Annotated in this window: 29 protein-coding genes and 1 tRNA gene; 20 read left to right on the top strand and 10 right to left on the bottom strand. The window is 68.9% G+C overall.

The genetic code is table 11. The features are described 5' to 3' along the window. Nucleotides 1–135 precede the first annotated feature (135 nt). The 5 genes from AC1RSI_RS05460 to AC1RSI_RS05440 all read left to right on the top strand — a co-directional run bounded on the left by AC1RSI_RS05460 (nucleotide 136) and on the right by AC1RSI_RS05440 (nucleotide 5,372). Nucleotides 136–3,081, top strand: a complete 2,946-nt coding sequence (locus AC1RSI_RS05460) for a bifunctional [glutamine synthetase] adenylyltransferase/[glutamine synthetase]-adenylyl-L-tyrosine phosphorylase (RefSeq protein WP_154726704.1) — start codon at nucleotides 136–138, stop codon at nucleotides 3,079–3,081. Nucleotides 3,082–3,127: 46 nt separating this feature from the next. Then, nucleotides 3,128–3,784, top strand: a complete 657-nt coding sequence (locus AC1RSI_RS05455; protein WP_447941608.1) for an EF-hand domain-containing protein — start codon at nucleotides 3,128–3,130, stop codon at nucleotides 3,782–3,784. A gap of 66 nt (nucleotides 3,785–3,850) precedes the next feature. After that, nucleotides 3,851–4,435, top strand: coding sequence for an RNA polymerase sigma factor (locus tag AC1RSI_RS05450; RefSeq protein WP_154727039.1), 585 nt, complete (start codon nucleotides 3,851–3,853; stop codon nucleotides 4,433–4,435). Further along, entirely contained in the window at nucleotides 4,432–4,842 is a 411-nt protein-coding gene (locus AC1RSI_RS05445) for a hypothetical protein (RefSeq protein ID WP_154727038.1), read from the top strand. The genes AC1RSI_RS05450 and AC1RSI_RS05445 overlap by 4 nt, the downstream gene beginning before the upstream one ends. Continuing rightward, nucleotides 4,839–5,372, top strand: a complete 534-nt coding sequence (locus AC1RSI_RS05440; protein ID WP_154727037.1) for a periplasmic heavy metal sensor — start codon at nucleotides 4,839–4,841, stop codon at nucleotides 5,370–5,372. Before AC1RSI_RS05445 ends, AC1RSI_RS05440 begins: the two co-directional genes overlap by 4 nt. Before the next feature lie 7 nt (nucleotides 5,373–5,379). Here AC1RSI_RS05440 and AC1RSI_RS05435 read toward each other — a convergent pair whose 3' ends face one another. Further along, entirely contained in the window at nucleotides 5,380–6,060 is a 681-nt protein-coding gene (locus tag AC1RSI_RS05435) for a bifunctional 4-hydroxy-2-oxoglutarate aldolase/2-dehydro-3-deoxy-phosphogluconate aldolase (RefSeq protein ID WP_154727036.1), read from the bottom strand. 216 nt (nucleotides 6,061–6,276) lie between these two features. Between AC1RSI_RS05435 and AC1RSI_RS05430 the strand changes: the two genes are divergently transcribed. Then, nucleotides 6,277–6,534: an Lrp/AsnC ligand binding domain-containing protein gene (locus tag AC1RSI_RS05430; RefSeq protein WP_008262170.1), complete on the top strand. Its 258-nt coding sequence runs from the start codon at nucleotides 6,277–6,279 to the stop codon at nucleotides 6,532–6,534. Here AC1RSI_RS05430 and AC1RSI_RS05425 read toward each other — a convergent pair. After that, the gene (locus tag AC1RSI_RS05425; protein WP_040349246.1) at nucleotides 6,531–7,031 is read right to left on the bottom strand and encodes a hypothetical protein; all 501 of its coding nucleotides are present in this window, start codon (nucleotides 7,029–7,031) and stop codon (nucleotides 6,531–6,533) included. The genes AC1RSI_RS05430 and AC1RSI_RS05425 overlap by 4 nt on opposite strands. Nucleotides 7,032–7,157: 126 nt before the next feature. Between AC1RSI_RS05425 and hmgA the strand changes: the two genes are divergently transcribed. Further along, nucleotides 7,158–8,453: a homogentisate 1,2-dioxygenase gene (hmgA, locus tag AC1RSI_RS05420; protein WP_291756967.1), complete on the top strand. Its 1,296-nt coding sequence runs from the start codon at nucleotides 7,158–7,160 to the stop codon at nucleotides 8,451–8,453. Further along, nucleotides 8,450–8,812: a hypothetical protein gene (locus tag AC1RSI_RS05415; protein WP_154726999.1), complete on the top strand. Its 363-nt coding sequence runs from the start codon at nucleotides 8,450–8,452 to the stop codon at nucleotides 8,810–8,812. The genes hmgA and AC1RSI_RS05415 overlap by 4 nt, the downstream gene beginning before the upstream one ends. Before the next feature lie 98 nt (nucleotides 8,813–8,910). On the opposite strand, the gene AC1RSI_RS05410 is transcribed toward AC1RSI_RS05415, so the two are convergent. Continuing rightward, entirely contained in the window at nucleotides 8,911–9,297 is a 387-nt protein-coding gene (locus tag AC1RSI_RS05410; RefSeq protein ID WP_008260146.1) for a DUF983 domain-containing protein, read from the bottom strand. Between the two features lie 118 nt (nucleotides 9,298–9,415). On the opposite strand from AC1RSI_RS05410, the gene AC1RSI_RS05405 reads away from it, so the two are divergent. Next, entirely contained in the window at nucleotides 9,416–12,274 is a 2,859-nt protein-coding gene (locus AC1RSI_RS05405; RefSeq protein ID WP_040349248.1) for a tetratricopeptide repeat protein, read from the top strand. Between the two features lie 36 nt (nucleotides 12,275–12,310). Here the strand turns inward: AC1RSI_RS05405 and AC1RSI_RS05400 are convergent, their stop codons facing one another. From AC1RSI_RS05400 to AC1RSI_RS05390, 3 genes are all read right to left on the bottom strand, one after another. After that, on the bottom strand, nucleotides 12,311–12,589 hold the full coding sequence (locus AC1RSI_RS05400; RefSeq protein WP_008263548.1) for an HU family DNA-binding protein: 279 nt from the start codon (nucleotides 12,587–12,589) through the stop codon (nucleotides 12,311–12,313). Between the two features lie 113 nt (nucleotides 12,590–12,702). Further along, the gene (gene fliP, locus AC1RSI_RS05395; protein ID WP_154727001.1) at nucleotides 12,703–13,494 is read right to left on the bottom strand and encodes a flagellar type III secretion system pore protein FliP; all 792 of its coding nucleotides are present in this window, start codon (nucleotides 13,492–13,494) and stop codon (nucleotides 12,703–12,705) included. Between the two features lie 197 nt (nucleotides 13,495–13,691). After that, nucleotides 13,692–13,967, bottom strand: coding sequence for a flagellar biosynthetic protein FliO (locus AC1RSI_RS05390; protein WP_008260176.1), 276 nt, complete (start codon nucleotides 13,965–13,967; stop codon nucleotides 13,692–13,694). Nucleotides 13,968–14,108: 141 nt separating this feature from the next. Here AC1RSI_RS05390 and flgB point away from each other — a divergent pair, with 141 nt between their 5' ends. The 3 genes from flgB to fliE are packed head-to-tail and all read left to right on the top strand — an operon-like array spanning nucleotide 14,109 to nucleotide 15,265. Next, nucleotides 14,109–14,516 carry a flagellar basal body rod protein FlgB gene (flgB, locus tag AC1RSI_RS05385; protein WP_035311182.1) on the top strand — a complete coding sequence of 136 codons (408 nt, stop codon included), beginning with the start codon at nucleotides 14,109–14,111 and terminating at the stop codon, nucleotides 14,514–14,516. A 49-nt stretch (nucleotides 14,517–14,565) separates the two neighbouring features. Continuing rightward, nucleotides 14,566–14,952 (top strand): flagellar basal body rod protein FlgC, encoded by a 387-nt coding sequence (flgC, locus tag AC1RSI_RS05380; RefSeq protein WP_008261179.1) that lies wholly within the window; start codon nucleotides 14,566–14,568, stop codon nucleotides 14,950–14,952. Between the two features lie 10 nt (nucleotides 14,953–14,962). Continuing rightward, complete coding sequence (gene fliE / locus AC1RSI_RS05375; RefSeq protein ID WP_008262620.1) at nucleotides 14,963–15,265, top strand: flagellar hook-basal body complex protein FliE; 303 nt, start codon at nucleotides 14,963–14,965, stop codon at nucleotides 15,263–15,265. A gap of 25 nt (nucleotides 15,266–15,290) precedes the next feature. On the opposite strand, the gene AC1RSI_RS05370 is transcribed toward fliE, so the two are convergent. Further along, nucleotides 15,291–16,202, bottom strand: coding sequence for a WecB/TagA/CpsF family glycosyltransferase (locus tag AC1RSI_RS05370; RefSeq protein ID WP_154727075.1), 912 nt, complete (start codon nucleotides 16,200–16,202; stop codon nucleotides 15,291–15,293). A gap of 213 nt (nucleotides 16,203–16,415) precedes the next feature. On the opposite strand from AC1RSI_RS05370, the gene AC1RSI_RS05365 reads away from it, so the two are divergent. From AC1RSI_RS05365 to ptsN, 8 genes are all read left to right on the top strand, one after another. Continuing rightward, nucleotides 16,416–16,502, top strand: a tRNA-Leu gene (locus tag AC1RSI_RS05365). Between the two features lie 198 nt (nucleotides 16,503–16,700). Continuing rightward, on the top strand, nucleotides 16,701–17,315 hold the full coding sequence (locus tag AC1RSI_RS05360; RefSeq protein WP_154727071.1) for a ribonuclease D: 615 nt from the start codon (nucleotides 16,701–16,703) through the stop codon (nucleotides 17,313–17,315). 7 nt (nucleotides 17,316–17,322) lie between these two features. Further along, nucleotides 17,323–17,991 (top strand): LPS export ABC transporter periplasmic protein LptC, encoded by a 669-nt coding sequence (lptC, locus tag AC1RSI_RS05355; protein WP_052005176.1) that lies wholly within the window; start codon nucleotides 17,323–17,325, stop codon nucleotides 17,989–17,991. Nucleotides 17,992–17,996: 5 nt separating this feature from the next. Beyond that, nucleotides 17,997–18,506 carry an LptA/OstA family protein gene (locus tag AC1RSI_RS05350; RefSeq protein ID WP_492793331.1) on the top strand — a complete coding sequence of 170 codons (510 nt, stop codon included), beginning with the start codon at nucleotides 17,997–17,999 and terminating at the stop codon, nucleotides 18,504–18,506. Nucleotides 18,507–18,545: 39 nt separating this feature from the next. Then, nucleotides 18,546–19,340 carry an LPS export ABC transporter ATP-binding protein gene (lptB, locus tag AC1RSI_RS05345; protein WP_008262903.1) on the top strand — a complete coding sequence of 265 codons (795 nt, stop codon included), beginning with the start codon at nucleotides 18,546–18,548 and terminating at the stop codon, nucleotides 19,338–19,340. A 728-nt stretch (nucleotides 19,341–20,068) separates the two neighbouring features. Beyond that, nucleotides 20,069–21,571, top strand: coding sequence for an RNA polymerase factor sigma-54 (gene rpoN, locus AC1RSI_RS05340; RefSeq protein WP_035309058.1), 1,503 nt, complete (start codon nucleotides 20,069–20,071; stop codon nucleotides 21,569–21,571). Between the two features lie 62 nt (nucleotides 21,572–21,633). Continuing rightward, nucleotides 21,634–22,272, top strand: coding sequence for a ribosome hibernation-promoting factor, HPF/YfiA family (gene hpf / locus AC1RSI_RS05335; RefSeq protein WP_008260210.1), 639 nt, complete (start codon nucleotides 21,634–21,636; stop codon nucleotides 22,270–22,272). A gap of 84 nt (nucleotides 22,273–22,356) precedes the next feature. Next, the gene (ptsN, locus tag AC1RSI_RS05330; RefSeq protein WP_008262263.1) at nucleotides 22,357–22,824 is read left to right on the top strand and encodes a PTS IIA-like nitrogen regulatory protein PtsN; all 468 of its coding nucleotides are present in this window, start codon (nucleotides 22,357–22,359) and stop codon (nucleotides 22,822–22,824) included. Between the two features lie 45 nt (nucleotides 22,825–22,869). Here ptsN and AC1RSI_RS05325 read toward each other — a convergent pair whose 3' ends face one another. The 3 genes from AC1RSI_RS05325 to AC1RSI_RS05315 all read right to left on the bottom strand — a co-directional run bounded on the left by AC1RSI_RS05325 (nucleotide 22,870) and on the right by AC1RSI_RS05315 (nucleotide 25,036). Continuing rightward, nucleotides 22,870–23,121, bottom strand: a complete 252-nt coding sequence (locus tag AC1RSI_RS05325; RefSeq protein WP_008260703.1) for a DUF1150 family protein — start codon at nucleotides 23,119–23,121, stop codon at nucleotides 22,870–22,872. A gap of 62 nt (nucleotides 23,122–23,183) precedes the next feature. Next, on the bottom strand, nucleotides 23,184–23,606 hold the full coding sequence (locus AC1RSI_RS05320; protein WP_008260227.1) for an Hsp20 family protein: 423 nt from the start codon (nucleotides 23,604–23,606) through the stop codon (nucleotides 23,184–23,186). Between the two features lie 113 nt (nucleotides 23,607–23,719). After that, complete coding sequence (locus AC1RSI_RS05315) at nucleotides 23,720–25,036, bottom strand: ammonium transporter (protein WP_008262589.1); 1,317 nt, start codon at nucleotides 25,034–25,036, stop codon at nucleotides 23,720–23,722. Nucleotides 25,037–25,061: the final 25 nt, after the last annotated feature.

Below are 25,061 nucleotides of genomic sequence, written 5' to 3'. Positions count from 1 at the left end.
CGCTCATCCCGGCGAAAGCCGGGACCCAGTTCTTTGGGCGCGCGGCCTTGTGGCGCGTGTCAGGATTGTGGTCCAACGGCGGCGCCGAGCGAAAGCACTGGGTCCCGGCTTTCGCCGGGATGAGCGGATAAATTGATGGCCGATACTGAAACCTCCGCGACGATCCCGCTGGGCCAGCGGATCAAGGCCGCCGGCCCCGTCGCGAACCCCGCCGCCGCCGAACGCCTGCTGGAGACCCTGATCGAGGCCGCCGACGCCGACGGCTGGCGCGAGACCCTCGACGCCGCCTGGCCCGCCCTGGCGCCGGTGGCGGGCGCCTCGCCCTATCTGGCGGGCCTGATGCGTCGTCGGCCGGCTCATCTGCGTCGGATTTTGGAACGGGACCCGACGTCGGGACTGATCCGCATCCTCGCCGAGACCGACGCCCTGGACGCCGAACCCGACGATGTCCGCGCGCCGCTCCGGGTGCTGAAGGCCGATCTGCACCTGCTGACGGCCCTGGCCGATCTGGGCGGGGTCTGGGATCTGGACCAGGTGACGGGCGCCCTGTCCAGCTTCGCTGACGCCGCCTGCCGCGCCGCCCTGCGCGCCGTCGCCGCCGAACAGCGCGCGCGGGGTCGCCTGGTCTCGCCACCCGACGATTCGCGCGGCCCCATCCCCGGCCTCTTCGGCCTGGCCATGGGCAAGCATGGCGCGAATGAGCTGAACTATTCGTCCGACATCGACATCTCGCTCTTCTTCGAGCCGCGCCTGCTGGGCCTGGCCCTGCGCGAGGGCGAAGAGATGCAGGATTTCGCCAATCGGGTTGGCAAGGGGATCGCGACCCTGCTGACCGAACGGACGGCCGACGGCTATGTCTTCCGCGTGGATCTGCGGCTGCGGCCCGACCCGTCCTCGACCCCCCCGGTGGTGTCGGGCCCGATGGCCCTGGCCTATTATGAAAGCGTCGGTCAGAACTGGGAGCGGGCGGCCTTCATCAAGGCGCGGCCGGTGCTGGGCGACCCGCGCGCCGCCGCCCGGTTCGTGAAAGCCCTGCGTCCTTTCATCTGGCGCCGCAGCCTGGACTACGCCGCCGTCCTCGACATCCAGTCGATCAAGAAACAGATCCACGTCCACAAGACCGGCGAGGGGCTGCAGGCCGCCGGGGCCAATCTGAAACTGGGCCGGGGCGGCATCCGCGAGATCGAATTCTACGCCCAGACCCAGCAACTGATCCTGGCCGGTCGCGACCCGGCCCTGCGCGCCACGCGCACCCTGGACGCCCTGGCGGCCCTGGCCCAGGCCGACCACATCCCCGCCGCCGTCGCCGACGAGATGTCGGCCGCCTATGTCGAGCTGCGCGGCCTGGAGCACCGGGTCCAGATGCTGGACGACGAACAGACCCACCGCCTGCCCGAGGATCCCCAGCGCCGCGCGGCCGTCGCCGCCCTGGCCGACTGGACCGATCTGGCGGCCTTCGACGCCCATGTCGAGGCCCTGCTGGTCCGGGTCAACACCCGCTACGGCGAGCTGTTCGAAGGTGGGGAGGAGCTGGATTCCGCCTATGGCAGCCTGGTCTTCACCGGGGTCGAGAACGACCCTGAGACGCTGGAGACCCTGCGCCGAATGGGGTTCTCCGAGGCGCCGTCGGTGGCGGACACCATCCGCTCCTGGCACCACGGCCGCATCCCGGCGACCCGGACCGAGCGCGGGCGCGAACTGTTCACCCGCCTGGCGCCGCGCCTGCTGGAGGCCCTGGCCCGGTCGGGCGCGCCCGACGACGCCTTTCGCCGGTTCGCCGTCTTCTTCTCGGGCCTGGCCGCCGGGGTTCAGGTCCAGGCCCTGTTCCTGAACCAGCCCAAACTGTTCGAGATGGTGCTGGGCGTCATGGCCTTCGCGCCTCGTCTGGCCCGGACCCTGGGGCGTCAGCCGGCGGCCCTGGACGGGGTGCTGGATGCCCGCTTCCTGGCCGACCTGTCGGACGAGACCGGCCTGACCGAACAGATCCTGCGTGAAGCCGGCGAGACCGAGGATTTCGAGGGCGCCATGAACGCCGTGCGCCGTCTCCACCGCGAGCAGATGTTCCGCATCGGCATCCACGCCATGACCGGCCGCGCCGGACCGGAGGCGGCCGGCCGCGCCTACGCCGCCCTGGCCGACGCCGCCATGCGGACCCTGTCGCCCGCCGCCCTGGCCGAGACCGAACGGTTGGGCGGCGCCTTCCCCGGCGCGGTCGCCGTGGTGGCCCTGGGCAAGGCCGGCTCGCGCGAGATGACGGCCGGGTCCGACCTGGACCTGATGACCCTGTACGACGCCCCGCCCGAGACGGTGTCCGAAATCAAGGGCTGGACCGCCGACGTCTTCTACGCCCGGTTCACCCAGCGACTGATCGCCGCCTTGTCGGCCCATACGGCCGAGGGCGGCCTGTACGAGGTGGACATGCGGCTGCGGCCCACCGGGTCCAAGGGGCCGGTCTCGGTGCGGCTGTCCACTTTCGACGACTATTACGCAGGCGAGGCCGAGACCTGGGAGTTCATGGTCCTGACCCGCGCCCGCGTCGTCTGGGCCAGCGATCCGGTCTTCGGCGACCGGGTCTCCGCGGCCATCGAGGCGGCCCTGCGTCGGCCCCGTCCCGGCGTCGACGTCGCCGCCGATGTCCGCAGAATGCGCGCCCTGATGGATCGCGAGCGCCGCCCCCACGGCTTCTGGGATCTGAAACTGTCGCCGGGCGGCCAGGTGGACGCCGAGTTCGCGGCCCAGTACCGCCAGCTCCAGGCCGCCGTCGCGGGCGAGCCCCTGACCCTGTCCACGCTGGAGGCCCTGCACGACGACCCGGTCCTGGCCGAGGCCTGGCGGGTGCAGCAGCGGCTGGCTCATCTGCTGGCCGCCGCCTTCGAGGGCCGGGTCGATCCCGAGGCCGAGCCGTCGGTCTTCCGGCTGCGGCTGGCCGAGGCGGCGGGGGCTCAGGACTTCGAGTCGCTGAAGACCGAACTGGCTGAACTGCGGGTAAGGGCGCGCAAGGCCTTCGAACGGGCGGTGCCCCTCACACGCGAAGAGATCAGTCGCGACGGAGAGTCCGAGGAGCCGCGTTCAATCTCCTGACAGGGTCGTCAACGACCGCTCAAGGCGGTTCGAGGAGATTATCGAGATGAGAAACATCTTTCTGAACGGCTTCAGCGCCATGGCCTTGGCCGCCGTCCTCGGCGCCGGCGCCGGGGTCGCCACGGCCCAGGTTCCGCCGCCCCCGGCGGATGGTCCCCCGCCGCCCCATGCGCGCGGCCTGGCCGACCGGAACGCCGACCTGACCCGCGCCGCCTTCGTCGAGGCTCGTGTCGCCCGCCTGACTGCGCTGGACGCCGACCGCGACGGCACGGTCAGCGTGGCCGAGCGTCAGGCCGCCATGCAGGCCAAGCGCGCCGAGCGGGCCGACGACCGTTTCGCCACGCTGGACGCCGACAGCGACGGCTCCATCAGCCGCGCGGAGTTCGACGCCGGTCACGTCGCCCGTCCTGATCGCCCCGAGCGCGCCCGTTCGGGTCAGCGCGGCGGTCCCCGTCACGCCATGCGCGGTCCGGAAGGTCGGGCACGCGGCCCCGTGGTCATCTCCGAGGCCGCCGCCAGACTGGGCGAACAGTTCGACAAGATGGACACTGACAAGAACGGCGTCGTCACCGCCGACGAGCGCCGGGCCGCCATGACCGCCAATCGCGCCGAGCGCCGCGCCGAACGGGGAGGCCAAGGTCAGCAACGCCGCGCCGTCCGTCCGGTGCAACAACCCGCTTCCCCGGCTCCGGCTTCGGAGTAAGAACGGTGTCGGGGTCGGCCGTCCTGGGCGAATCGGTCCCTTTCGTCAGCAGCGGAAGAGGCGGGTTTGGTCGCGATCGTCGACCCCGACGAGGATCTGGTGCGCCGCGTGGGTCAGGGCGACCCGGCGGCCGCGCAGACGCTTGTGTCGCGCAAGCTGCCGCGCATCCTGGCCCTGGCCCAACGCATGCTGGGCGACGCCGCCGAGGCCGAGGACGTGGCCCAGGAGACCCTGCTCAAGGCCTGGCGACAGGCGCCGAAATGGACCCCCGGCAAGGCCCGGTTCGACACCTGGCTGCACCGGGTGGCGCTGAATCTCTGCTACGATCGGCTGCGGCGACGGCGCGAAATACCCATGGAGACGCCGCCGGATCGCCCCGATGACGGCCCGGCGCCGGATCGCACCCTGTTGGCGGCCGAGACGGGGGCTCAGGTCGACGGGGCGCTGAAACGCCTGCCGGACCGTCAGCGCGAGGCGGTGGTCCTGTGTCATTATCAGGAGCTGTCCAATATCGAGGCGGCCGCCCTGATGAGCATCAGCGTCGAGGCGCTGGAGAGTTTGTTGTCGCGCGGACGCCGCGCATTGCGTCTAGCCCTGGCGGACCTCGCGCCGGGGATGAAGCCAGGGATGACTAAGGGAGTCGGACGATGAAGGCGGATCGGTTGCACGCTCTGGCGGAGGCTTACGGCGCCGACCTGCGTCGGTGGCCCGCGTCTGAACGCGTCTTCGCCGAAAGCCTGATCGCCGCCGATCCGTCGCTTAAGACGGCGCTGGCCCAGGCGGCGGCGCTGGACGCCCTGCTGGACGCCTCGCCCGCCCCGACGCCCTCGGCCGACCTGACGGCGCGCCTGCTGGCCGCCGCGCCGAAAGCGAAGACCCGCCGCTATCATCTGGACCGGATCGCCCTGTTCCTGGGCGCGGGCTGGGCGGCGGCCGCCTGCGCAGGCGTGGTCGCGGGCGTGGGTCTGACCACCCATGTCACCGCCGACGAGCGGGCCGACGCGGTGCTTTACCAATCCACCCTGGTCGAGGTGGACGATACGGAGGTTCTGGGATGAGCGGACGCAGCCTGAAGATCGCCCTGGCGGTGTCGGTGGCCCTGAACCTGTTCGCCCTGGCCGGCGGGGTCGCCTTCGCGGTCAGCTGGGCCAGGGTGGACGAACGGGTCGCCGACCTTCGCCGCACCGCGCGCCACGGTCCCTTCCGCGAGGTGATCGCCCAGCTGCAGCCTGAGGTCCGGCGCGACGTTCGCGCCAGGATGCGGGCGGCTGCGCTCGCGGCCCGGCCCGATTTCGAGGCCGCCCGCGCGGCGCGGGCCCAGGCGGTCCAGGCGGCGTCCCAGCCCCGGATGGACGCGGCCCGGGTCCAGGCCCTGCTGGATCAGTCGCGCACGGCCGAGATGCGCGGTCGCGCCCGTCTGGAAGGCGAGGCCATCGCCATGCTGGAAAAACTGGACGTCGAGGACCGCAAGGTCCTGTCCGGCCTGCTGATGCGGCGTGGGCCACGGTCCGGTCCCCCGACGCCCGACACCGGCCGCAACGCCGCGCCCCGGCCGCCGGGACCGGACGGCCCCGACGGTCCGGGCTGAGGCGGGTTCAGCCCTTGTTCGACGCCCGATAGGCGGCGACGGCGTCCACGGTGGCGCGCACCTTGGCCTCGATGGCGGCCCAGTCGCCCGACTTGACCGCTTCGTCGGTCACGAGCTTGGAGCCCATGCCCGCCGCCACGATGCCGGCGCCGAACCATTTGGCGATGGAGGCCTCATCGGGATCAACGCCGCCGGTCGGCATGATCTTGACCCAGGGCATCGGCCCCTTGACCGCCTTGACGAAGTCCGGGCCGCCGACCGACGACCCCGGAAACAGTTTGACGATGTCGCAGCCCAGCTCGTGCGCCTCGCCGATGTCCGTCACCGAGCCGCACCCGGGGAAATAGGCGACCATGCGCCGGTTGCAGACCTTGGCCACGTGGGGGACCAAGCAGGGGCTGACGACAAAGCGCGCGCCCCGGTTCAGGTAGAGCGACGCCGTGCCGCTGTCGACCACCGAACCGATGCCCAGCACCACGTCCGGGTCGGTCCTGATCAGTTCGCGATTGATCTCGCCGAACAGGTCGCAGGCGAAGTCGCCGCGATTGGTGAACTCGACCACCGGCGCCCCGCCGCGCGCGCAGGCGCGGATGACGTTCAGGCTGACCTCGGGATCGGGATGATAGAAGACGGGGCAGACGCCCTGGGTCTCGAGCGCCTGAAGCACGCTGACGCGATCATGGGCCATGTCTTAATCTCCGCCTGTCCCGAGCCGCGCCGGAACGCCTGTGTTGCACCGACCGGTCGCCCGGCCTCGCCCCCTGCTTATCCCAGCCGCCGCCGAAAGCGAAAGCCGCGCGGCAGGGTTCGGCGCGCTGCGGCGGAACATATTGTTTCATCCGACGTCTTCGACGCCGCGTCCAAAACGGTTTAGGACGCGGGCCAGCAACAGGAGCCCCCGCCCATGATGACCGCCATCTTCGTCTTCATCAAAACCGAGCTGGGCTACGCCAACGATGTGGCGGCCGACATCGTGGACAATGTCGAGAACGTCTCGGAGGTCTATTCCACCTCGGGCCAGCACGACCTGCTGGCCAAGTTCAACCTGCCGCGCGACGCCGACATCGGGACCTTCGTCACCAAACAGGTCCAGACCCGGCCGCATGTCCGCGACACCTTCACCGTCATCACCTTCTCGCCCTTCCTGCCCAAGGGCGGCTAGGCGCTCTTGCGCTTGACCTTGTCCTTGCGTTCTTCGGCGTCGTCGTCGTCGCCGACCTTCTCCTCGACCGTGGCCGACAGGCGCTGGAACACGCCCAGCCCGACCAGGACCAGCACCGCCGCGATCAGCAGGGCGGTGGGATAGATCAGCAGGGCCACGTCCTGGCGCGCCGTCTTGAACACCACCACCAGGGCCTCCAGGAACAGGGCGATGACGATGGTGGACAGGAATTTGGTCAGGCTGCGCCGGGCCTCGGCCGCGCTGCGCCGTTCGTTGCCGCGCCGCACCTCGTCCTCGAAGATGTATTTGGCCACGTCGAAGACGGCGATGGCGACGATGACATAGCCCAGCATGTCCAGCGCCGCGTCCGCTCCGGACTTGTCCGGGGACCGAATGGTGTGGATGGCGTCCATCAGGCCGAACCCGATCAGGGCCGAGGCCGACAACAGCAGCAGCAGGCTGGCGAAGGCGAAGACCGCGCGGGTCAGATAGGTCATGACGGTCGTCTCCTGGCGGCCCTGAACGCGCGAACGGCGAAGCTGTTGCACCGCTCGGTGGATGACGGCTTGGGGTGACGATGGCCGGCGGCGGCGCTAAACCAGCGAAATAGGGAGACCACACACATGACGCGATCCAACGCGCCCGCCTATCTGACCGGCTTCGGCAATCATTTCGCCACCGAGGCCGCGCCCGGCGCCCTGCCGCAGGGCCAGAACTCGCCGCAGAAGACGCCGATGGGCCTGTACGCCGAACAGCTGTCGGGCACGGCCTTCACTGCCCCGCGCGCCGAGAACCGGCGCAGCTGGCTGTACCGCCTGCGCCCCTCGGCCCAGCACGGCCCTTATGCGCCCTTCGACCAGGGCCGGGTGCGGTCGGGCCCGTTCGACGAGACCCCGCCCAATCCCAACCGGATGCGCTGGGACCCGCTGCCGATCCCGGAAGCGCCGACCGACTGGGTCGAAGGCCTCTTTACCTATGGCGGGGCGGGCGATCCCGACGCCGGGGGCGGGGCGGGCGTCCACCTGTATGTCGCCAATCGCTCGATGATCGACCGCGTCTTCTACGACGCCGACGGCGAACTGCTGATCGTGCCGCAACAGGGCGCCCATCGCTTCGTCACCGAAATGGGCGTGATCGAAGCCCAGCCCGGCCATGTGGTCCTGATCCCGCGCGGCGTCCGCTTCCGCGTCGAGATCGATGGGCCCGTGCGCGGCTATGTCTGCGAAAACTACGGCGGTCCGTTCCGCCTGCCGGACCTGGGGCCGATCGGCGCCAACGGCCTGGCCAATCCGCGCGACTTCGAAACCCCGGTCGCGGCGTTCGAGGACGTGGATCGCCCGACCCAGTGCGTCCAGAAGTACGGCGGCCGTCTGTGGGCCACGACCTTTGCGCACAGCCCGCTGGACGTGGTGGCCTGGCACGGCAATCTCGCGCCCTGCCGCTATGACACGGCGCGGTTCAACACGATCAACACCGTCAGCTACGACCACCCGGACCCGTCGATCTTCACCGTCCTGACCAGCCCGTCCGAGACGCCGGGCACGGCCAATATCGACTTCGTCATCTTCCCGCCGCGCTGGATGGTGGCCGAGCACACCTTCCGCCCGCCCTGGTTCCATCGCAACGTCATGAGCGAGTTCATGGGCCTGGTGACCGGCGCCTATGACGCCAAGGCCGGCGGCTTCGCCCCCGGCGGCGCCAGCCTGCACAACCGGATGAGCGGCCACGGCCCCGACCAGGCCAGCTATGAGGGCGCGATCCAGGCGGAACTGAAACCGCACAAGATCACTGACACCCTGGCCTTCATGTTTGAGACCCGGGCGCCGATCCGGGTCACGAAATGGGCGTCGGAATCACCGCAGATGCAGCTCGACTACGACGACGTCTGGTCGGGCTTCGCAAAAGGACAGGTCAAATGATCCGTATAGCCCTCATCGCCGGCGCCGCCTTGCTGGCCGCCGCCTGCACCCCTCAGACGACAGGCGCCGGCTCCGACGCCCCGATGCAGAGCGCCGACGCCTCGGCCTGCGCCACGCGGGGCGGCACGATGAAACAGGTCGGCCGGATGCAGTCCTGGCAGTGCGTGATCAGCTACGCCGACGCGGGCAAGTCCTGCACCGACGGCGACCAATGCCAAGGCGACTGCCGCGTCGAAGGCAACAGCGGCATCGCGCCGGGCGCGGCCACGACCGGCGTCTGCCAGGCTGACAGCGACCGTTTCGGCTGCAATACGCCGGTCGAGGACGGCAAGGCCGGCCCGACGCTCTGCATCGACTGAGGCGTAAGGTTCGGGCGAAGACCGCCTATCCCATAAGACCGTCATCCTAGGGACAAGCCCTAGGATGACGGCGTGAGAGGGGGGCTGCGCCCCCGCCCTCAATCCCCGTGCTTGCCGTTGCTGGAGAACTCCGGCGGGGCGGCCTTGTGGATGAACTGCTCCGCCACCAGCCAGGCCTTGAACGGCCGCAGGCAGCCCAGGCACATGATCACCAGGATCGGCAGGGTCACAACCGCGTGCACCCAGATGGGCGGCTTCACGCTGAAGTCGAAGACCATCAGCAGGATCATCCCGACCAGGCCCACCGCCGTCATGACGAAGAAGGCGGGGCCGTCGGCCGGATCGGCGAACCCATAGTTCAGCCCGCATTTCGGGCAGGATTCGCGCAGGGTCAGATAGCCCTTGAACAGCGCCCCCTCGCCGCAGCGGGGACAGCGACAGGCCAGGCCGGTCTTCAGGGTGCTCAGGCGCGGGTAATCGGTCATGGCCCCATCATGGGCCGGATCGCGCCGCCTGTCGCCGGACGAACCGTCCTATCCGTAGAATCCCGGTCAATGTCGGTTAACCGTGATTAAAGAGCTTGTGGGGCAAGGCTCGACGGATATGTCCGGGACCCCGCACAGCAAGCGTATCCTGAAGTCGACCGTGGCCGCCGCCGCGGCCGGCGCGGTCGTGTTCGCGCCTCTGGCGCCGCTGGCCCAGGAAGCCGGCCGGTCGCGCGATCCGCTGTCGATCAGCATCGGCCAATCCAGCGAATTCACCCGTGTCGAATTCGGCGGCGTCATCGGCGCGCGCAGCCAGGTCCGGCGCGAGGGCGACAAGGTGATCGTCCGCCTGGGCGTCTCGGCCGCGCCGGACGTCTCGCGCCTGCGCGTCGATCCGCCGGAGGGGGTCAAGGCCGTCGAGACGCGGCTGGCGCGGGGCGGAACGACCGATCTGGTCATCACCCTGGCCGAGGGCGCCGACGCCCGGTCCGGCGCGGCTGACGGCGCGGTCTGGCTGAACCTCTACGCGCCGGGCAAGGCGCCCGAGCCGACGTCGGAAGAACGGGCGGCGGCCATCAATTCCGTCGTGCCCGTCCGCGCCGTCTCGACGCCGGACAAGACGGTCCTGACCTTCCAGTGGGGCGCGCCGGTGGGCGCCGCCGTCTTCCGGCGAGGCGAGGCCGTCTGGGTCGTGTTCGACACCGCCGCCAAGATGGACCTGACCGGCGCCAAGGCCCTGGGTCCGGCCAAGGACGCCCGCTGGGCCGCCGGCCCTGACTACACCGCCGTCCGCATCGCCGCTCCCGACGGCCTGCCCGTGGCGGCCGAAGGGCAGGGCGGAACCTGGACCGTGACCATCGGCGGTCCGCCCGCCGGCGCCTCGGGCGTCGAGATCGACCGCTCGGACGACGGCTCGGCCACCCTGGTGGCGCGGATGGCGGGCGCGACCAAGACCGTCTGGCTGACGGATCCCCTGGTCGGCGACCGTTTCGCCGCCGTCACCGCCCTGGCGCCCGGCAAGGGGTTCTCGGGTACGCGCAGCACCGTCGATCTCAGCCTGATCCCCACCGCCCAGGGCCTGGCGGTCGAGACCACGACCGACGATCTGAAGATCGAGGCGGCGGGCGATCTGGTCACCCTCAGCCGCCCGCAGGGCCTGACCCTGTCGCCGCCGTCGGCGACGCTGGAGGCCGCCGCCCATGAGGATGACGCGCCGAAGCCGGCGGCCTATCCGGCCCTGATCCTGGAGGAATGGGCGACCGCAGGCGAGGACGGCTTCTCGCAACGCTATCGCCGCCTTCAGGACGCGGCGGCTCAGGAAACCATCGCCGGAACCGACAATCCCCGCGCGCCCATCGCGGCGCGCATGGCCCTGGCCCGGTTCCTGGTCGGCTCGGGCCTGAACTATGAGGCGATCGGCGTCATCAACGCCCTGGTCGCCAAGGCCCCCAACATGCAGGGCGAGCCCGAGGTGCGCGGCCTGCGCGGCGCCGCCCGCGTCGGCGTCGGCCGTCTGGAAGAGGCCCAGGCCGACTTCGCCGGCTCGGCCCTGTCGAACGATCCCGCCGCCAAGGTCTGGCAGGGCTATATCGCCGCCGAACAGGGCGACTGGGAGGGGGCGCGCCGCGCCTTCGCCGCCGGGGCCTCGGTCATCGACGACTTCCCCAAGGAATGGCGCGCCCGCTTCGGCGCCGCCCACGCCCTGGCCGCCATCCAGACCAACGACCTGCCGGCCGCGCGCCAGCTGCTGGCCTATGTCTTCAGCCAGAACGCCTCGGCCGCCGATCAGCTGACCGCGCGCGTGGTCCAGGCGCGGCTGTTCGAACTGTCCGGCGACAAGGACCGGGCGCTGGCGGTGTACAAGGCCGTGGCCCGCGCGCCGCTGGACGGCATCGCCACCCCCGCCAAACTGGGCGCCATCGGTCTGGAGCTGGACAAGGGCGTCCTGACGCCGGATCAGGCGGCCCAGCAGCTTGAGCAGTTGAAGTGGCGCTGGCGCGGCGACGCCACCGAACTGGCCGTCATCCGCAAACTGGCCAACCTCTATCTTCAGCAGGGCCGCTATCGCGAGGCCCTGGACGCCCTGCGCGGCGCCGGCAAGCGGATGTCCGGGGTGCCCGGCGCCGCCGAGATCTACGCCGACCAGTCCAACGCCTTCCGCGCCCTGTTCCTGGAAGGCGCGGCCGACGGCTTGCAGCCGGTTCAGGCCCTGGCCCTGTTCTATGATTTCCGCGAACTGACCCCCATCGGCGCCGACGGCGACGAGATGGTTCGCCGTCTGTCGCGCCGCCTGATCGACGTCGATCTGCTGGACCAGGCCGCCGAACTGCTGAAACACCAGGTGGACGAGCGGCTGGACGGGGTGGCCAAGGCCCAGGTCGCCACCGATCTGGCCACCGTCTATCTGATGGACCGCCAGCCGGAGAAGGCGTTGCAGGCCATCTGGGGCTCGCGCACCACCCTGCTGCCCAACGCCATCAACAGCGAGCGTCGGGCGCTGGAGGCCCGCGCCCTGATGGATCTGGGCCGCTACGATCACGCTCTGGAGGTTCTGGACCGCGACCAGTCCGCCCCGGCGCGCGAGGTGCGCGGCGACATCCTGTGGAAACAGCAGAAGTGGGCCGAGGCCGCGCCCCTGTACGAAGCGCGTCTGGGCGACCGCTACAAGCAGGCGGAGGCGCCCCTGACCCCGTCCGAGGAAAGCTGGCTGATTCGCGCCGGCGTGGGCTATTCGCTGAGTGGAAACCCCGCCGCCCTGGATCGTCTGCGCGGCCAGTATTCGCCCTTCATCCCCCGGGCGCGGTCAGCGAATGCGATCCGCGTGGCCCTGGACGACAATCTGGCGGGTCTGGCGGGAGTGAACGATTTCGCCGCCCTGTCGGCCAACGCCGACACCTTCGTCGGCTGGGTCAACGCCGCCAAACAGGACTTCCGAAAGGAAACGGGCGGGAATCGCCCTGCGACCCCCGCCCGTTGAATCGGTTGATCGGTCCCCGAGGGGACCGGAAAAACCTTAGCCGTTGACGGCGTCCTTCAGCGGCTTGGAGACGCGGAAGCGGACGGCCTTCGAGGCGGCGATCTTGATGGTCGCGCCCGTGGCGGGGTTGCGGCCTTCGCGCTCGGCGCGGGCGGCGGTGTCGAAGACGCCCAGGTTCGAGATGCGCACGTCGCCGCCGGCCTTCAGGCTGGCGTGGATGTTTTCGACGATGGCGGTCAGCACCTTGCCGGCGTCGGCCTGCGAGACACCGGCGTCCTTGGCGACGGCGGCGATCAGTTCGGCTTGAGTGGTCATAAGAAGCGTTTCCAGTGTTAGTCGCCCGATTCAGGGCGAGGACCGGTGGATCAACACGGATTTCGTCCGGCATTGCAAGCGGGTAAAAGGCGCAAAGCCTTATGGGGCGGGGATTATCCGGTTCCGGACGCCCGCTGGAAGCTCTCGACCAGGCTGCCGGCGACCAGTCTCCAGCCGTCCACCAGCACGAAGAAGATCAACTTGAACGGCAGGGACACCACCACCGGAGGCAGCATCATCATACCCATGGACATCAGCACGCTGGCGACGACCAGATCGATCACAAGGAACGGAACGAAAAGGAGAAATCCGATTTCGAACGCCTTCTTCAGCTCGCTGATCATGAAGGCCGGCGTGACCACGCGCAGGGGCAGCTCCTGCAGGTTGGCCGGGGCCTCCACGCGGCTCAGACGAGTGAACAGGGCCAGGTCTCCGCGGTCCACCTGGGCCAGCATGAAGGTTTTCACAGGTTCCGACGCCGCATCGAAGGCCTGGGGCAATTCCATCTGCTGATCCAGCAGCGGACGGATGCCCGAATCATAGGCGTCCTGCCAGGTCGGGGCCATGACGATGGCGCTCAGGAACAGGGCCAGGGACACCAGAACGGCGTTCGGCGGCGACTGCTGCATCCCCAGCGCCGTCCGCAACAGCGACAGGACCACGACGATTCGCACGAAACTGGTGGTCATGATGACGATGGAGGGCGCCAGCGACAGCACGGTCATCAGCCCGACCAGCTGCACCACCCGCTGCGTCAGCCCCGCGCCGCTGCCCAGGTCGATATTGATCGCCGACCCGCCCGCAGCCGCGTCCTGGGCGAAGGCCGCCAGAGGCCAGACCAGGCACACCAGGGTGGTGAACAGAGACAACAGGGCCGCGCGCTTCAGCTCGGCGCCCGTGGGGATCGTGAAGACTTTCTCCCTCCCCCTGCGGGGGAGGGGCGTCGCGCAGCGACGGGGTGGGGGCGGCAAGGCGACGTCGCACTGAACTGAGACAGGACCGGTGCGTGTTTGGGCCAGCCCTTCCCACCCGGCTTCGGCTAGGCCTTCGCCCCCCTCCCCCGCAGGGGGAGGGAGAAGCTCGCTCTCGCCCCTTGACCCCTTCACTTGAAGATCTCCGGCTGGCGCGGCTCGATCAGTTCGCGCCCTTCGCCCAGAAGGATCAGTCGTTCTTCCGCATCGATCCGCACCAGGACCAGCCGGCGCGCGGGGTCCAGCACCAGGGTCTCGACCACCTGCATCCGCCGTTCGCCGCGCTGGGCGTTCAGCTTGGCCATCAGCTGCGGCGCATAGCGACGCGCCGCATAGGCGGCCAGGCCGATCAGGCCCAGGGTGAAGGCCAGGCCGAAGACGGCGCGGGCGAGATCGAGGAAATTCATACGCTTAAGGCCCCGCGCAGTCGGCGCTGTTCCTCAAGTCTTAACCACCACGGTTAACGATGGGTTTAGATAACGGCCTGTTAACCATGGAGGCGGCATTTTCTGCCCATCGCGCGCATCCGCGTCGCACGGGAGATCGCCATGGGCGTCGCCGACATACCGCTGCTGGGGCAGATCAAGGGCCGGCTGGGCTGGCTGGACGAGCGCCAGAAGCTCATCGCCGAAAACGTCGCCAACGCCGACACGCCCGGCTTCGTCGGCCGCGATCTGAAACAGCCGACCGACTTCGCCGCCGCCCTGCGTTCGGGCGGGGGGCTTCAGGTCGTCCGCACCAACCGCGCCCATATCGCCCCGGCCGTCAGCGCGCCTCGGTTCGATCCGACCAAGTCGCCGGACTCCGAGACCACGCTGGACGGCAATTCCGTGGTGGTCGAAGAGCAGATGCTGAAGATGGCCGAGAGCCGCATGGCCTATGACGCCGCCATCGGCTTCTATCAGAAATCCATGTCCATGCTCCGCATGGCCGCGCGCAAGCCTGGCGCGGGCTGAGACGAAGGACTGATCCATGCCTGATCCCATCCCCCCCTCGAACAGCGCCATGGCCGTGGCGGCCTCGGCTCTCAAGGCCCAGCAGTCGCGCATGCGCGTCATCGCCGAGAACATCGCCAACGCCCAGTCCACCGCCCGCACCCCCGGCGGCGAGCCCTATCGCCGCCAGATCCCGGTCTTTCAGGCGCGCGAGGTCGACGGCGCGACCGGCGTGACCCTGGCCGAGGTCCGGCCCGACCAGGGCGAGTTCAAGATGGACTACGACCCCTCGCACCCGGCGGCCAACGCCCAGGGCTATGTGATGCGGCCCAATGTCGACACCCTGGTGGAAGCCATGGACATGCGCGAAGCCCAGCGCGCCTACGAAGCCAATCTGAACGTCATCGAGACGGCGCGGTCCATGGACAGCCGCACCCTCGACATCATCAAACGCTGAGGACTAGGCCATGAACCCGATGATGGCCGCCCGCGCCTACGCCGCCGTTCAGGGCAGCGCCATGCCCACGGCGGCGCAACCGCCCGCCTCCGGCGACAACGGCTTCGCCGACCTGGTCAAGAACGCCATGACCGACATGACCCAGCAGTCGCGCGCGGCCGAGACCCAGATGACCCAGTCGATCCAGGGCAACGGCAATCTGATCGACGTGGTCACGGCCCTCAGCTCGGCCGAGGCGTCGCTGGAAACCGTGATGTCCGTCCGCGACCAGGTGATTTCCGCCTACAAGGAAATCATGGCCATGCCGATCTGATCCGCCGGAGCGCGGCCCAGGTCCTTCAGGTTCCGCGCGGAAAATTGCGGGTCGGCGGCGCGCCGAAATCCGCGCCCCGTGCGGCCGTCTTGCCGGACATGCGGCGCCGCGCCGCGCGCAGGTCGCGGATCGCCAGGGGCGCCAGGGTCCAGGGCTCGATGCAATAGCGGTGGAACAGGCGGCGGGGGTCCTGCACCAGCCGATAGGCCCATTCGATCCCGGCGCGGCCCATCCATCGCGGCGCGGGATTCTGGGTTCCCGCCTCGTAGTCGAAGGCGGCGCCGACCGACAGGATGACGCAGTCGGGCAGGGCGTCGAACACGGCCAGGGTCCACAGCTCCTGGCGGGGCATGCCCATGCCGACGAACAGGATATGCGGCTGAAAGGCCTGAATCTCCGCGACGACTTCGGCGTTGTCGGCGGAACCTGCCCGGGCGTCGAAGAAGCCGTGACGGGTGCGGATCTCGGTCTTGGGATAGCGCGCGCCCAACCGGCGCGCCGCTTCTTCGCCCACGCCCGGCGCGCCGCCGACCGCCATGATCCGCCAGGCCTTGCGGTTCGCGACGCTCCAGAAATGGTCGCGCCAGTCCAGATAGGTGCAGCGATGAAAGCCCCGGCTGTGCAGCCCCAGGGCGCGGGAGAACCAGATCATCGGCGTCGAATCGACCTCGATCAGCTCGGCCATCTCGTAGAAGGCCCGCATCTCCGGATGTTTCTGGAGCAGGTAGAGGCCGTGCAGATTGTGGTTGGCCACCACGCTCTTGCGGCCCTCGGCCACGGCGTCCTGGACGTGATGCAGCACTTCCTCGGGCTTCACCAGATCGACCAGCTGGCCGAACATGTGGACGCGCTCGCGCCGACGCCGACGCTTGCGATAGGTCGCGCGAGGGGTCGTGCGCCGCTCGTGCGCCTTGGGAACTCGGGACGGATCCGCCATCGCTCCCAGATAGGGGACGGGCTCTCAAAGCGAGGTAAGCGAACAGGCTTAACGGGCCGCAACCCTGTCCGATTGACGCCCGCGTCGCGGCCTCCCGCCTCGCTTGCGAAATAAAACCGACCTCCGACGAAAAATCCCTGTTGACCCCGCCCGGACCCTCCCTTAGAGGTCCGCGCCTTCCCGATGGAAACGCCGCAAGGCGCTGCCGACGGGGCCCAGATGGCGGAATTGGTAGACGCGCTGGCTTCAGGTGCCAGTGGCTTAACGGCCGTGGAGGTTCGAGTCCTCTTCTGGGCACCATATTATAGACGGCGTCGTGTTTTCGGACACGGCGCCGTTTGCTTTTTCGGCCTATCGCATCGCGCGCGGCGCTCTGTTGCTTGAGGCCATCTTCGTTTTGGGGCCTATCGCCTCGCGCGCGGCGCTCGCCTGCTTGAGGCCCGTCCGTCGCGCTGTAAGCCGTTTCGTCCCGTCCCCCAGCCGTGTAAGAACCTGCCCATGACCGTTTACCTGCACGAGGGCGACCTGCCCGACGACCTGGACCTGGGTTCCGACGTCGCCATCGATTCCGAGACCATGGGCCTGCGCTTCCGCCGCGACCCCCTTTGCGTGGTCCAGTTGTCGGCCGGCGACGGAAACGCCCATGTCGTGCGTCTGAACCGCCCCGGCTATGACTGTCCGAACCTGAAGCGGCTGCTGACCGATCCGGCGGTGACCAAGATCTTCCACTTCGGTCGCTTCGACATCGGCATGTTCCTGCTGCACCTCGGGGTCGAGACGCGGCCGGTCTATTGCACCAAGATCGCCTCCAAACTGGCCCGCACCTACACCGACCGCCACGGCCTCAAGGACGTGGTGCGCGAGACCGTCGGGGTCGACCTGTCCAAGGCCCAGCAGTCGTCCGACTGGGGCGCGGCCGAACTGACCCAGGCCCAGCTGGACTACGCCGCCTCGGACGTCCTGTATCTGCACGCCGCCCGGACCAAGCTGGACATGATGCTGGCGCGCGAGGGACGGGCCGAACTGGCGGCCCAATGTTTCGACTTCCTGCCGACCCGTTCGGCGCTCGATCTCGCCGGCTGGGACGAGATCGACATCTTCGCCCATAGCTGAGGCGCGCTTGACCGACCCCGGCGAACAGACACGGATCCAGGCGGACGCCGCGGACGAGGCCCGGGTGGTCCTGGCCGGTGCGCGCTGGCGGGCGCGTTCGCGGCGCGTCAAACTGTACCGCCGCGTCCTGCCGATCATCATCCTGGTGCTGGCGGGCGGCGTCCTGACCTGGACCGTGTTCCGCACCGTCATGTCGGGGGTGGAGCGTAAGGCCAGCCAGGGTCAGGAAGTCCGCCTGGACAAGCCCCTGTTCCACGGCCAGGACGCGCAAGGCCGCGCCTTCACCGTCGGCGCCCAAGGTGCGATCCGCGATCCCGCCACCGGCCATTTCCGCCTGGTCGGCCCGGCCCTGAAGCTGAATCTGGGCGGCCGCAAGGTCACCGAAATGACCGCCGACGGCGGGACCTACAACGAACAGGCCAGGACCGTGACCATCGGTCCGAACGTGCGGATTTCGGACGGCGGCTCCGGCTTCGTCCTGACCACGCCCGAGGCGGTGGTCGACACCAATACCGGCATCATCACCGGTTCACGGGGCGTTCAGGGCGCCGGCCCTATTGGAACCATCAACGCTTCGTCCTATGCGATCTATGATCAGGGCGAGCGCGTGGTGTTCAAGGGCTCTGGCGACACCAAGATAAGCGGGACCATCAATCCCTCGGGATCAGGCGAATGACGGCGATGACAGCGAAAACCCAATACGCCCGAACGGTTGCGGCGCTGGCGGCCCTGACCCTGCTGGCCCTGCCGGCCGTGGGCGACGCCCAGAGCGCGCGCACCAGCTCGAACCAGCCCATCGCCTTCGGCGCCGACACGGGCGAACAGTCCGCCGAACGCATCAGCCTGCGCGGCCGGGCCGAAGTGACCCAAGGCCAGAACCGTCTGCGGGCCGAGGCCATCACCCTGTTCCGCAACGCCGCCGGCGATCCGGAGCGGGTCGAGGCCACGGGCACCGTCTATTTCGTCACCCCGACCCAGTCGATGCGCGGCGACCGCGCCGTCTATACGCTGTCGAACGGCGAACTGGTCGTGACCGGCAACGTCATCCTGAACCAGGGCAAGAACGTCCTGACGGGCGGGCGGCTGGTCTATAACGTCAACACCGACGCGGCCAACATGTCGGGCGCCCCGCGCGGCGGGACCGCCGGCAGCCGCATCCAGGGCGTCTTCTATCCCAACGGAACCAACTGAGGCCGCCCGGCCCAGGACGTAAGAACGGGATCTGAGGATTTGGCGCGCAAGGAACTCTCCGCCCTGAACCTGTCCGACCGGCCGGCGGCGACGCCGGAACCGGCGGTCTCGGCTGCTGAAAAAGGCCTGCGGGTGCGCAACATCGCCCGCGCCTTCGGCCAGCGCCAGGTGGTGAGCGACGTCTCCCTGACGGTTCAGCGCGGCGAGGTCGCGGGCCTGCTCGGCCCCAATGGCGCCGGCAAGACCACCTGTTTCTACATGATCACCGGCCTGATCCCGCCCGATTCCGGCACGATCTGGCTGGACGGCGAGGACATCACCAGCCAGCCCATGTACCAGCGCAGCCGCATGGGCCTGGGCTATCTGGCCCAGGAAGCCTCGATCTTCCGGGGCATGACGGTCGAGCAGAACATCATGGCGGTGGTCGAGCTCAACTATCCGCGCGATCAGCTTCAGGCCGAGACCGACCGCCTGCTGAACGAGCTTCACATCGACCATCTGCGTCACGCCCCGGCCACCGGCCTGTCGGGCGGCGAGCGTCGTCGGGTCGAGATCGCCCGCGCCCTGGCCGGCCGGCCCTCCTTCATCCTGCTGGACGAACCCTTCGCCGGCATCGACCCCCTGGCCATCGCCGACATCCGTTCGGTCATCCGCTATCTGGCGGACCAGGGCATCGGCGTGCTGATCACCGACCACAATGTCCGCGAAACCCTGGACATCACCGACCGGGTCTCGATCATCTCGGGCGGGTCGGTCCTGTTCGAAGGCACGGCTGAAGAGGCGGTCAACGACGCCGAGGTCCGCCGGGTCTATCTGGGCGAAAACTACGCCTGACGCGCCCCCTCCGTCACGGCGCTTCGCGCCGCGCCACCTCCCCCAAGGGGGGAGGAATGCGATGACCGAAATCCTCCCCCCTTGGGGGAGGTGGATCGCCGGCGAAGCCGGCGAGACGGAGGGGGTCCGAACGGGTCCAACTGTGACAATGACGCTGGTCTCACTCTAATGATTCCAACGGCTTGTCAGTTTCTCGCCCCGACTTCCCCGCCAGGGTTTCCCCACCCCCTATAATCCGCCTCGGTCTCGTCGCTTGGAGGGCTCGCTTGGCCTGCGACCTTGCGGCGGCGGGAGCGGATGGAACGGGAGCGGGGGTGCAATCCCTCCGCGCCGGCGGCGTCTCAAAACGCCGTTGGAGGGTCGAGGGGGATACTCGGCCGCACTCGGGACAGGGTTCGCAGACCCTGCCGACCCGTCGCAGGCTTATGGGGTTAGGCGATAAGACCGCCACCGCTCGGCGCCCCGAGCTTGCAGGCCAACCATTCGCGCGGAGCGTCAAACCTTCGTCGAAACGGTACTCAAAACACCAAACTCCGGGCGAAGGCCCGGCGCCCCGCCCAGCCCTCCATAACTTCGCAGCGAAAGCGCGAGGGGGCTTCTGCACGTCCGTGTTCCGGCGCCCGCGTTCGGGCGCCACGCGAACCGCCGTTTGTCGGGCGTTAACCACTCTCGATCCATGCTGACAGCAAGTTCCGGGCCAGTTGGCGCGCCGGCAGGATTTTTCGAACGTGATCGGGCAACGTCTAGAGATCAGACAGGGGCAGGGGCTGGTCATCACGCCCCAGCTGCAGCAGGCGATCAAGCTGCTGCAACTGTCGAACCTCGAGCTCGAGGAGTTCGTCGAGGCCGAGCTGGAACGCAATCCCCTGCTGCAACGCGACGAGCCCGAGGGCGAGGGCCCCGAGGCTCCGGTTTCGGTTTCCGACGCCGCCCCGGACGGTGAAATGTCCTTCGGCGACGGGGTCGGCCAGGATTCCGTGGCCTCGATGGACGCCGGGTCCGACGACGTCTACGGCGACGCCGCGCCCGGCGAACGCACCAGCGACCGCATGACGGACGAGGCCCAGCCGGGCCTGTCCGACTGGTCCAGCGCCGGCAAGGGCGGCCAGGTCTTCGAAGGCGACGGCGAACGCCCCGACGCCCATGAACTGACCCTGTGGGAGCATCTGCAGGCCCAGGCCTCCTCGGCCGGCCTCTCGGCCGCCGACCACGCCATCGCCCTGACCCTGATCGACGCCACCGACGAGGGCGGCTATCTGCGCGGCGAAATGGCCGAGTTCGCCGATCGCCTCGGCGTCAGCCTGGACCGGATCGAGGCCGTCGTCGCCGTCTGCCAGGGGTTCGAGCCGACCGGGATCATGGCCCGTTCGGTGCCCGAATGCCTGAAGCTGCAGCTGATCGAGCGCAATCGATTCGATCCGGCCATGGGCGCCCTGCTCGACCATCTGGACCTGCTGGCCCGGCGCGACCTGGCGGGCCTGAAGAAGATCTGCGGCGTCGACGGCGAGGATCTGGCCGAGATGATCGCCGAGCTGAAGGCCCTGACGCCCCGCCCCGGCGCCGGATTCGGCGGCGAACCGGCCCAGACCGTGGTGCCCGACGTCCATGTGCGGCCCGACCCGGCCGGCGGCTGGCGGGTCGAGCTGAACGCCGACACCCTGCCGCGTCTGTTGATCGACAAACGCTATCACGGCCTGGTCCAGGCCGGCGCCCGGTCCGACACCGAAAAGACCTTCGTCGCCGAATGCGCCGCCCAGGCCAGCTGGCTGGTCAAGTCGCTGGACCAGCGCGCCAAGACCATTCTGAAGGTCTCGTCCGAGATCGTGCGCCAGCAGGACGCCTTCCTGGCCTTCGGCGTCGAATTTCTTCGCCCGCTGAATCTGAAGACGGTCGCCGACGCCATCGGCATGCACGAATCGACGGTCAGCCGCGTCACCTCCAACAAATATGTCTCGACCCCGCGCGGGGTGTTCGAGCTGAAATTCTTCTTCACCGCCGCCATCCAATCGGTGGACGGCGCCTCGACTCATTCGGCCGAGGCGGTCCGCCATCGGATAAAAACCATGATCGATGGGGAAGGGGTGGGGGGCGACGTTTTGTCCGATGATCGGATCGTCGAAATCCTTAAGGAGGCGGGCATAGATATAGCCCGTAGAACGGTCGCCAAGTATCGGGAAGCCTTGAGGATTCCGTCCTCCGTCGAGCGCCGCAGGATGCTTAAGACCGGCTGAAGCGTGACCACAAATCGGTGATCCCGATTGACACCAAATGCGGGCGGGAGCGTTCTATCCGTATGCAAGTCCAAGTCAGCGGCAAGCAAGTGGATGTCGGCGAAGCGTTAGGCTCGCGCATCTCCCAAGAACTCGAAGACGGGGTCGGAAAATACTTCGCCCGCGGCGGTGAAGACGCCGAGGTCGTGGTGTCCAAGGACGGCCACAACTTCAAGGTGGACTGTTGGGTCCGCCTCGCGTCGGGCCAGACCCTGGTGACGACGGGCATGGGCGGCGACGCCCATTCCGCCTTCACCGAGGCGCTGGATCGTCTCGAAAAGCGGGTCCGTCGCTACAAGCGCCGGCTCAAGGATCACCACATCGGGCCCAAGGGCCTGTCGCCTGAAAAAACCGAAAACGCCGCCCGCGAAGTCGCTCGCAGCATCGTGCTGCGGGATCCCGACAGCGTCGAGGACGACGTCTTCGGCGACACCGGCGAGAACGACGGCCCGCCGCCCGTGGGCATGGTCATCGCCGAGACCGAGCATGAGATCCGCTCCATCACGGTCGGTCGCGCGGTCCTGGAACTGGATATGACCGGCTATCCGGTGGTGCTGTTCCGCAATGCGGCGCACGGCGGCCTGTCCGTCGTCTATCGCCGCCCAGACGGCAATGTCGGCTGGATCGACCCCGAGCGCACGAAGAAGTCGAACGGGCATTAGACTACGGCTTAGTTTGACTTTGCCGCGGGAGCCTCTAAAGGGGCGCCCGCGGCCGCCAGTCGCTTATCTAGAGTTGGGCTACCCATGGATATCGCAGATCTGCTCGCGCCGAACGGCGTGGTGCTGCGTGGCGGCGCCTCGTCGAAACGTCAGGCGCTTCATGCCGTGGCCGAGGCTGCGGCCCAGGCTCTGGGCGTCGACCAAGGCCGTATCTTCGAGGCCCTGCTGGAACGCGAAGCCCTGGGCTCCACCGGCCTGGGCTCCGGCGTGGCCGTGCCGCACGCCCGTCTGAAGGAGATCGACCGGGTCACGGCCGTCTTCGTGCGCCTGGATACGCCTGTGGCCTATGAAGCGGTCGATGATCGTCCGGTCGATCTGCTGCTGGCCCTGTTCGCCCCGCCCAAGGACGGCGCCGAACATCTGCGCGCCCTGGCGGCGGTCTCGCGCGCCCTGCGGTCGCCGGAGCTGCGTGAGCAGCTGCGTCAGGCCCGGACGGTCGATGCGATCAAGGCCCTGTTCGTCAAGGACCAGGCGCCCGCCACGGCCGCCTGAGAGGCCGGGCCGTCAAGGGCGGCGCCCGGCCGCCCTTTCCCTTGTTCAGTGAACCGAGACCGGCTCCAGCTCGTGCGCCACAGCGGCGGCGAAGGCGGTGTCGCGGTCCAGCATGACGGCCAGCCGTTCCCCGTCCGCACTGTGAACGGCGTAGAGGGACTGATTCGGGTCGAAGGCGATGTCCTTCATCTCGACCGCCTCTTCCAGCAGGTCGGACGCCTTCACCTCGCGCACATAGACGAGATCGGGGGCGCCCAGTCCGGCGAAATCTTCCTTGGTCATCATCATCGGCGTCATAGGACCGCCTCCTTCGCTTTGACAACGCCCGGATCGCCGGGCGGTTCGAACGGCTGCGCTTTTCAGCCGGCCGTGATGGGAATGCGCCGCACCTGGCGCTCGGCCTCGGGCCGGATCAGATCGACATGCAGCAGGCCGTGTTCCAGCCGCGCGCCCTCGATCTCCAGCCCGTCGGCCAGGACGAAGCTGCGTACAAAGCCTCGCGCCGCGATGCCGCGATGCAGGAAGGCCTGTTCGCTCTTGCCCGCGTCGTCGCGCTTGCCGGCGATGGTCAACTGCCGCCCTTCCAGGGTGATGGCCAGTTCGTCAGGCGCGAACCCGGCCACAGCCAGGCTGATGCGGACCCCCGCCTCGCCGATCTGTTCGACGTTATAGGGCGGATAGCTCTCGGCCGCCGCCTTGGCGGCGCGGTCGATCAGGGCGCGGGTGTGGTCGAAGCCCAGCAGGAACGGGCTGTCGAACAGGATGGTGCGGGTCGTCGTCATCTGGGTCCTCGGAAAAGCGACCGACCGTGGGCCTCCCGCAATCGGCAAGGCTCCCGGTCACAGATGAAGATGGGGGCGGACAGGGGCGGGATCAACCGTCCCTGTCTGTGACCTCAGTGGATGGCTTCGCCATGCTGGGTATAGTCCAGGCCCTCGACCTCTTCGTCCTTGGTGACGCGCAGGCCGGTGGTGAATTTGCAGATCATCAGGACGACGAAGGTGCCGACCGCGCTCCAGACGATGGCCCCGCCCAGGCCGAGCGCCTGTTTCCACACCGTCGCGCCCTCGGACAGGGCGTTGATGCTGGTGGTGGCGAAGACCCCGGTCAGCAGGGCGCCGACGATGCCGCCGATTCCGTGCACGCCGAAGGCGTCCAGGCTGTCGTCGTACTTCAGCGCGTGCTTCAGCCAGACGGCCCCGGCGTAGCAGGCCGGACCCGCGATCAGGCCGATGAAGAAGGCGCCCTTGGGATCCACGAAGCCGGCGGCGGGGGTGATGGCGACCAGACCGCCGACGACGCCCGACAACAGGCCCAGCAGGGTCGGGCGCTTGCGGTCGAACCATTCGACGGTCATCCAGCCCAGGGCCGCCGCGGCGGCGGCCAGAATGGTGTTGAAGGCGGCGGTGGCGGCCAGGGCGTCGGCGGCGCCGGCCGACCCGGCGTTGAACCCGATCCAGCCGACCAGCAGCAGGCCGGTGCCGATGGCGCTGTAGACCAGATTGGCGGGGGCCATGTTGTCGCGGCCGAAGCCGTGACGCGGGCCCAGCACCAGGGCGCAGACCAGGCCGGCGACGCCCGCATTGACGTGGACCACCGCCCCGCCGGCGAAGTCGAGCACGCCCAGGCTCCCCAGATAGCCGCCGCCCCAGACCTGGTGACAGATCGGCGCATAGACGATCAGGTGCCACAGGGCGAAGAACAGCAGGCTGGCCGAGAATTTCATCCGCTCGGCGAAGGCGCCGGCGATCAGGGCCGGGGTGATGATGGCGAAGGTCATCTGGAAGCTGACGAACAGCAGTTCCGGCAGGCCGGGCAGCAGGCTGTGCGCCGTCTCCATCGTCACCCCGTTCAGGAAGGCCGCCTGGACCCCGCCGATCAGACCGTTCACCGCATCCGGCCCCTTGCCGAACGACAGGCTGTAGCCGACCAGGAACCACAGCACCGAGACGATGGCGAAGGCCGCCGCCGACTGGGCGATGACGCTGATGATGTTCTTCTTGCGCACCATGCCGCCGTAGAACAGGGCCAGACCCGGCAGGGTCATCAGCAGCACCAGGGCGGTGGACGTCAGGATCCAGGCCGTCGCCGCATTGTCGATGACCAGGGGCGCCTGATGGGCCAGCAGAGCGGGCGCGGCCGCCAGGGCCGGAGAGGCGAGCGACGCCGCCCCGGCAACAGCGATGGCGGACAGGGCGGCGTGTCGGGTCATTTCATGCGTCTCGGGGAGGAGAGGA

It is taken from the genome of Brevundimonas sp. GW821-FHT10E09, assembly GCF_058809375.1.
The sequence above is the reverse complement of the archived record's forward strand: the minus strand, read 5'-3'. Positions and strand labels throughout refer to the sequence as shown.

Excerpts from the sequence above, each read along its gene's own strand:
- AC1RSI_RS05405 (WP_040349248.1), top strand. The coding sequence starts at position 9,416 with ATGTCCGGGACCCCGCACAGCAAGCGTATCCTGAAGTCGACCGTGGCC.
- AC1RSI_RS05410 (WP_008260146.1), bottom strand. The coding sequence starts at position 9,297 with ATGACCGATTACCCGCGCCTGAGCACCCTGAAGACCGGCCTGGCCTGT.
- AC1RSI_RS05415 (WP_154726999.1), top strand. The coding sequence starts at position 8,450 with ATGATCCGTATAGCCCTCATCGCCGGCGCCGCCTTGCTGGCCGCCGCC.
- AC1RSI_RS05325 (WP_008260703.1), bottom strand. The coding sequence starts at position 23,121 with ATGACGCCGATGATGATGACCAAGGAAGATTTCGCCGGACTGGGCGCC.
- AC1RSI_RS05460 (WP_154726704.1), top strand. The coding sequence starts at position 136 with ATGGCCGATACTGAAACCTCCGCGACGATCCCGCTGGGCCAGCGGATC.
- AC1RSI_RS05315 (WP_008262589.1), bottom strand. The coding sequence starts at position 25,036 with ATGACCCGACACGCCGCCCTGTCCGCCATCGCTGTTGCCGGGGCGGCG.
- AC1RSI_RS05445 (WP_154727038.1), top strand. The coding sequence starts at position 4,432 with ATGAAGGCGGATCGGTTGCACGCTCTGGCGGAGGCTTACGGCGCCGAC.
- AC1RSI_RS05370 (WP_154727075.1), bottom strand. The coding sequence starts at position 16,202 with ATGGCGGATCCGTCCCGAGTTCCCAAGGCGCACGAGCGGCGCACGACC.
- AC1RSI_RS05320 (WP_008260227.1), bottom strand. The coding sequence starts at position 23,606 with ATGACGACGACCCGCACCATCCTGTTCGACAGCCCGTTCCTGCTGGGC.
- AC1RSI_RS05400 (WP_008263548.1), bottom strand. The coding sequence starts at position 12,589 with ATGACCACTCAAGCCGAACTGATCGCCGCCGTCGCCAAGGACGCCGGT.
- AC1RSI_RS05425 (WP_040349246.1), bottom strand. The coding sequence starts at position 7,031 with ATGACCTATCTGACCCGCGCGGTCTTCGCCTTCGCCAGCCTGCTGCTG.
- flgC (WP_008261179.1), top strand. The coding sequence starts at position 14,566 with ATGGCCGTGGCGGCCTCGGCTCTCAAGGCCCAGCAGTCGCGCATGCGC.
- ptsN (WP_008262263.1), top strand. The coding sequence starts at position 22,357 with ATGGATATCGCAGATCTGCTCGCGCCGAACGGCGTGGTGCTGCGTGGC.
- fliE (WP_008262620.1), top strand. The coding sequence starts at position 14,963 with ATGAACCCGATGATGGCCGCCCGCGCCTACGCCGCCGTTCAGGGCAGC.
- AC1RSI_RS05390 (WP_008260176.1), bottom strand. The coding sequence starts at position 13,967 with ATGAATTTCCTCGATCTCGCCCGCGCCGTCTTCGGCCTGGCCTTCACC.
- hpf (WP_008260210.1), top strand. The coding sequence starts at position 21,634 with ATGCAAGTCCAAGTCAGCGGCAAGCAAGTGGATGTCGGCGAAGCGTTA.
- AC1RSI_RS05455 (WP_447941608.1), top strand. The coding sequence starts at position 3,128 with ATGAGAAACATCTTTCTGAACGGCTTCAGCGCCATGGCCTTGGCCGCC.
- flgB (WP_035311182.1), top strand. The coding sequence starts at position 14,109 with ATGGGCGTCGCCGACATACCGCTGCTGGGGCAGATCAAGGGCCGGCTG.
- AC1RSI_RS05440 (WP_154727037.1), top strand. The coding sequence starts at position 4,839 with ATGAGCGGACGCAGCCTGAAGATCGCCCTGGCGGTGTCGGTGGCCCTG.
- AC1RSI_RS05435 (WP_154727036.1), bottom strand. The coding sequence starts at position 6,060 with ATGGCCCATGATCGCGTCAGCGTGCTTCAGGCGCTCGAGACCCAGGGC.
- AC1RSI_RS05430 (WP_008262170.1), top strand. The coding sequence starts at position 6,277 with ATGATGACCGCCATCTTCGTCTTCATCAAAACCGAGCTGGGCTACGCC.
- hmgA (WP_291756967.1), top strand. The coding sequence starts at position 7,158 with ATGACGCGATCCAACGCGCCCGCCTATCTGACCGGCTTCGGCAATCAT.
- AC1RSI_RS05360 (WP_154727071.1), top strand. The coding sequence starts at position 16,701 with ATGACCGTTTACCTGCACGAGGGCGACCTGCCCGACGACCTGGACCTG.
- AC1RSI_RS05350 (WP_492793331.1), top strand. The coding sequence starts at position 17,997 with ATGACAGCGAAAACCCAATACGCCCGAACGGTTGCGGCGCTGGCGGCC.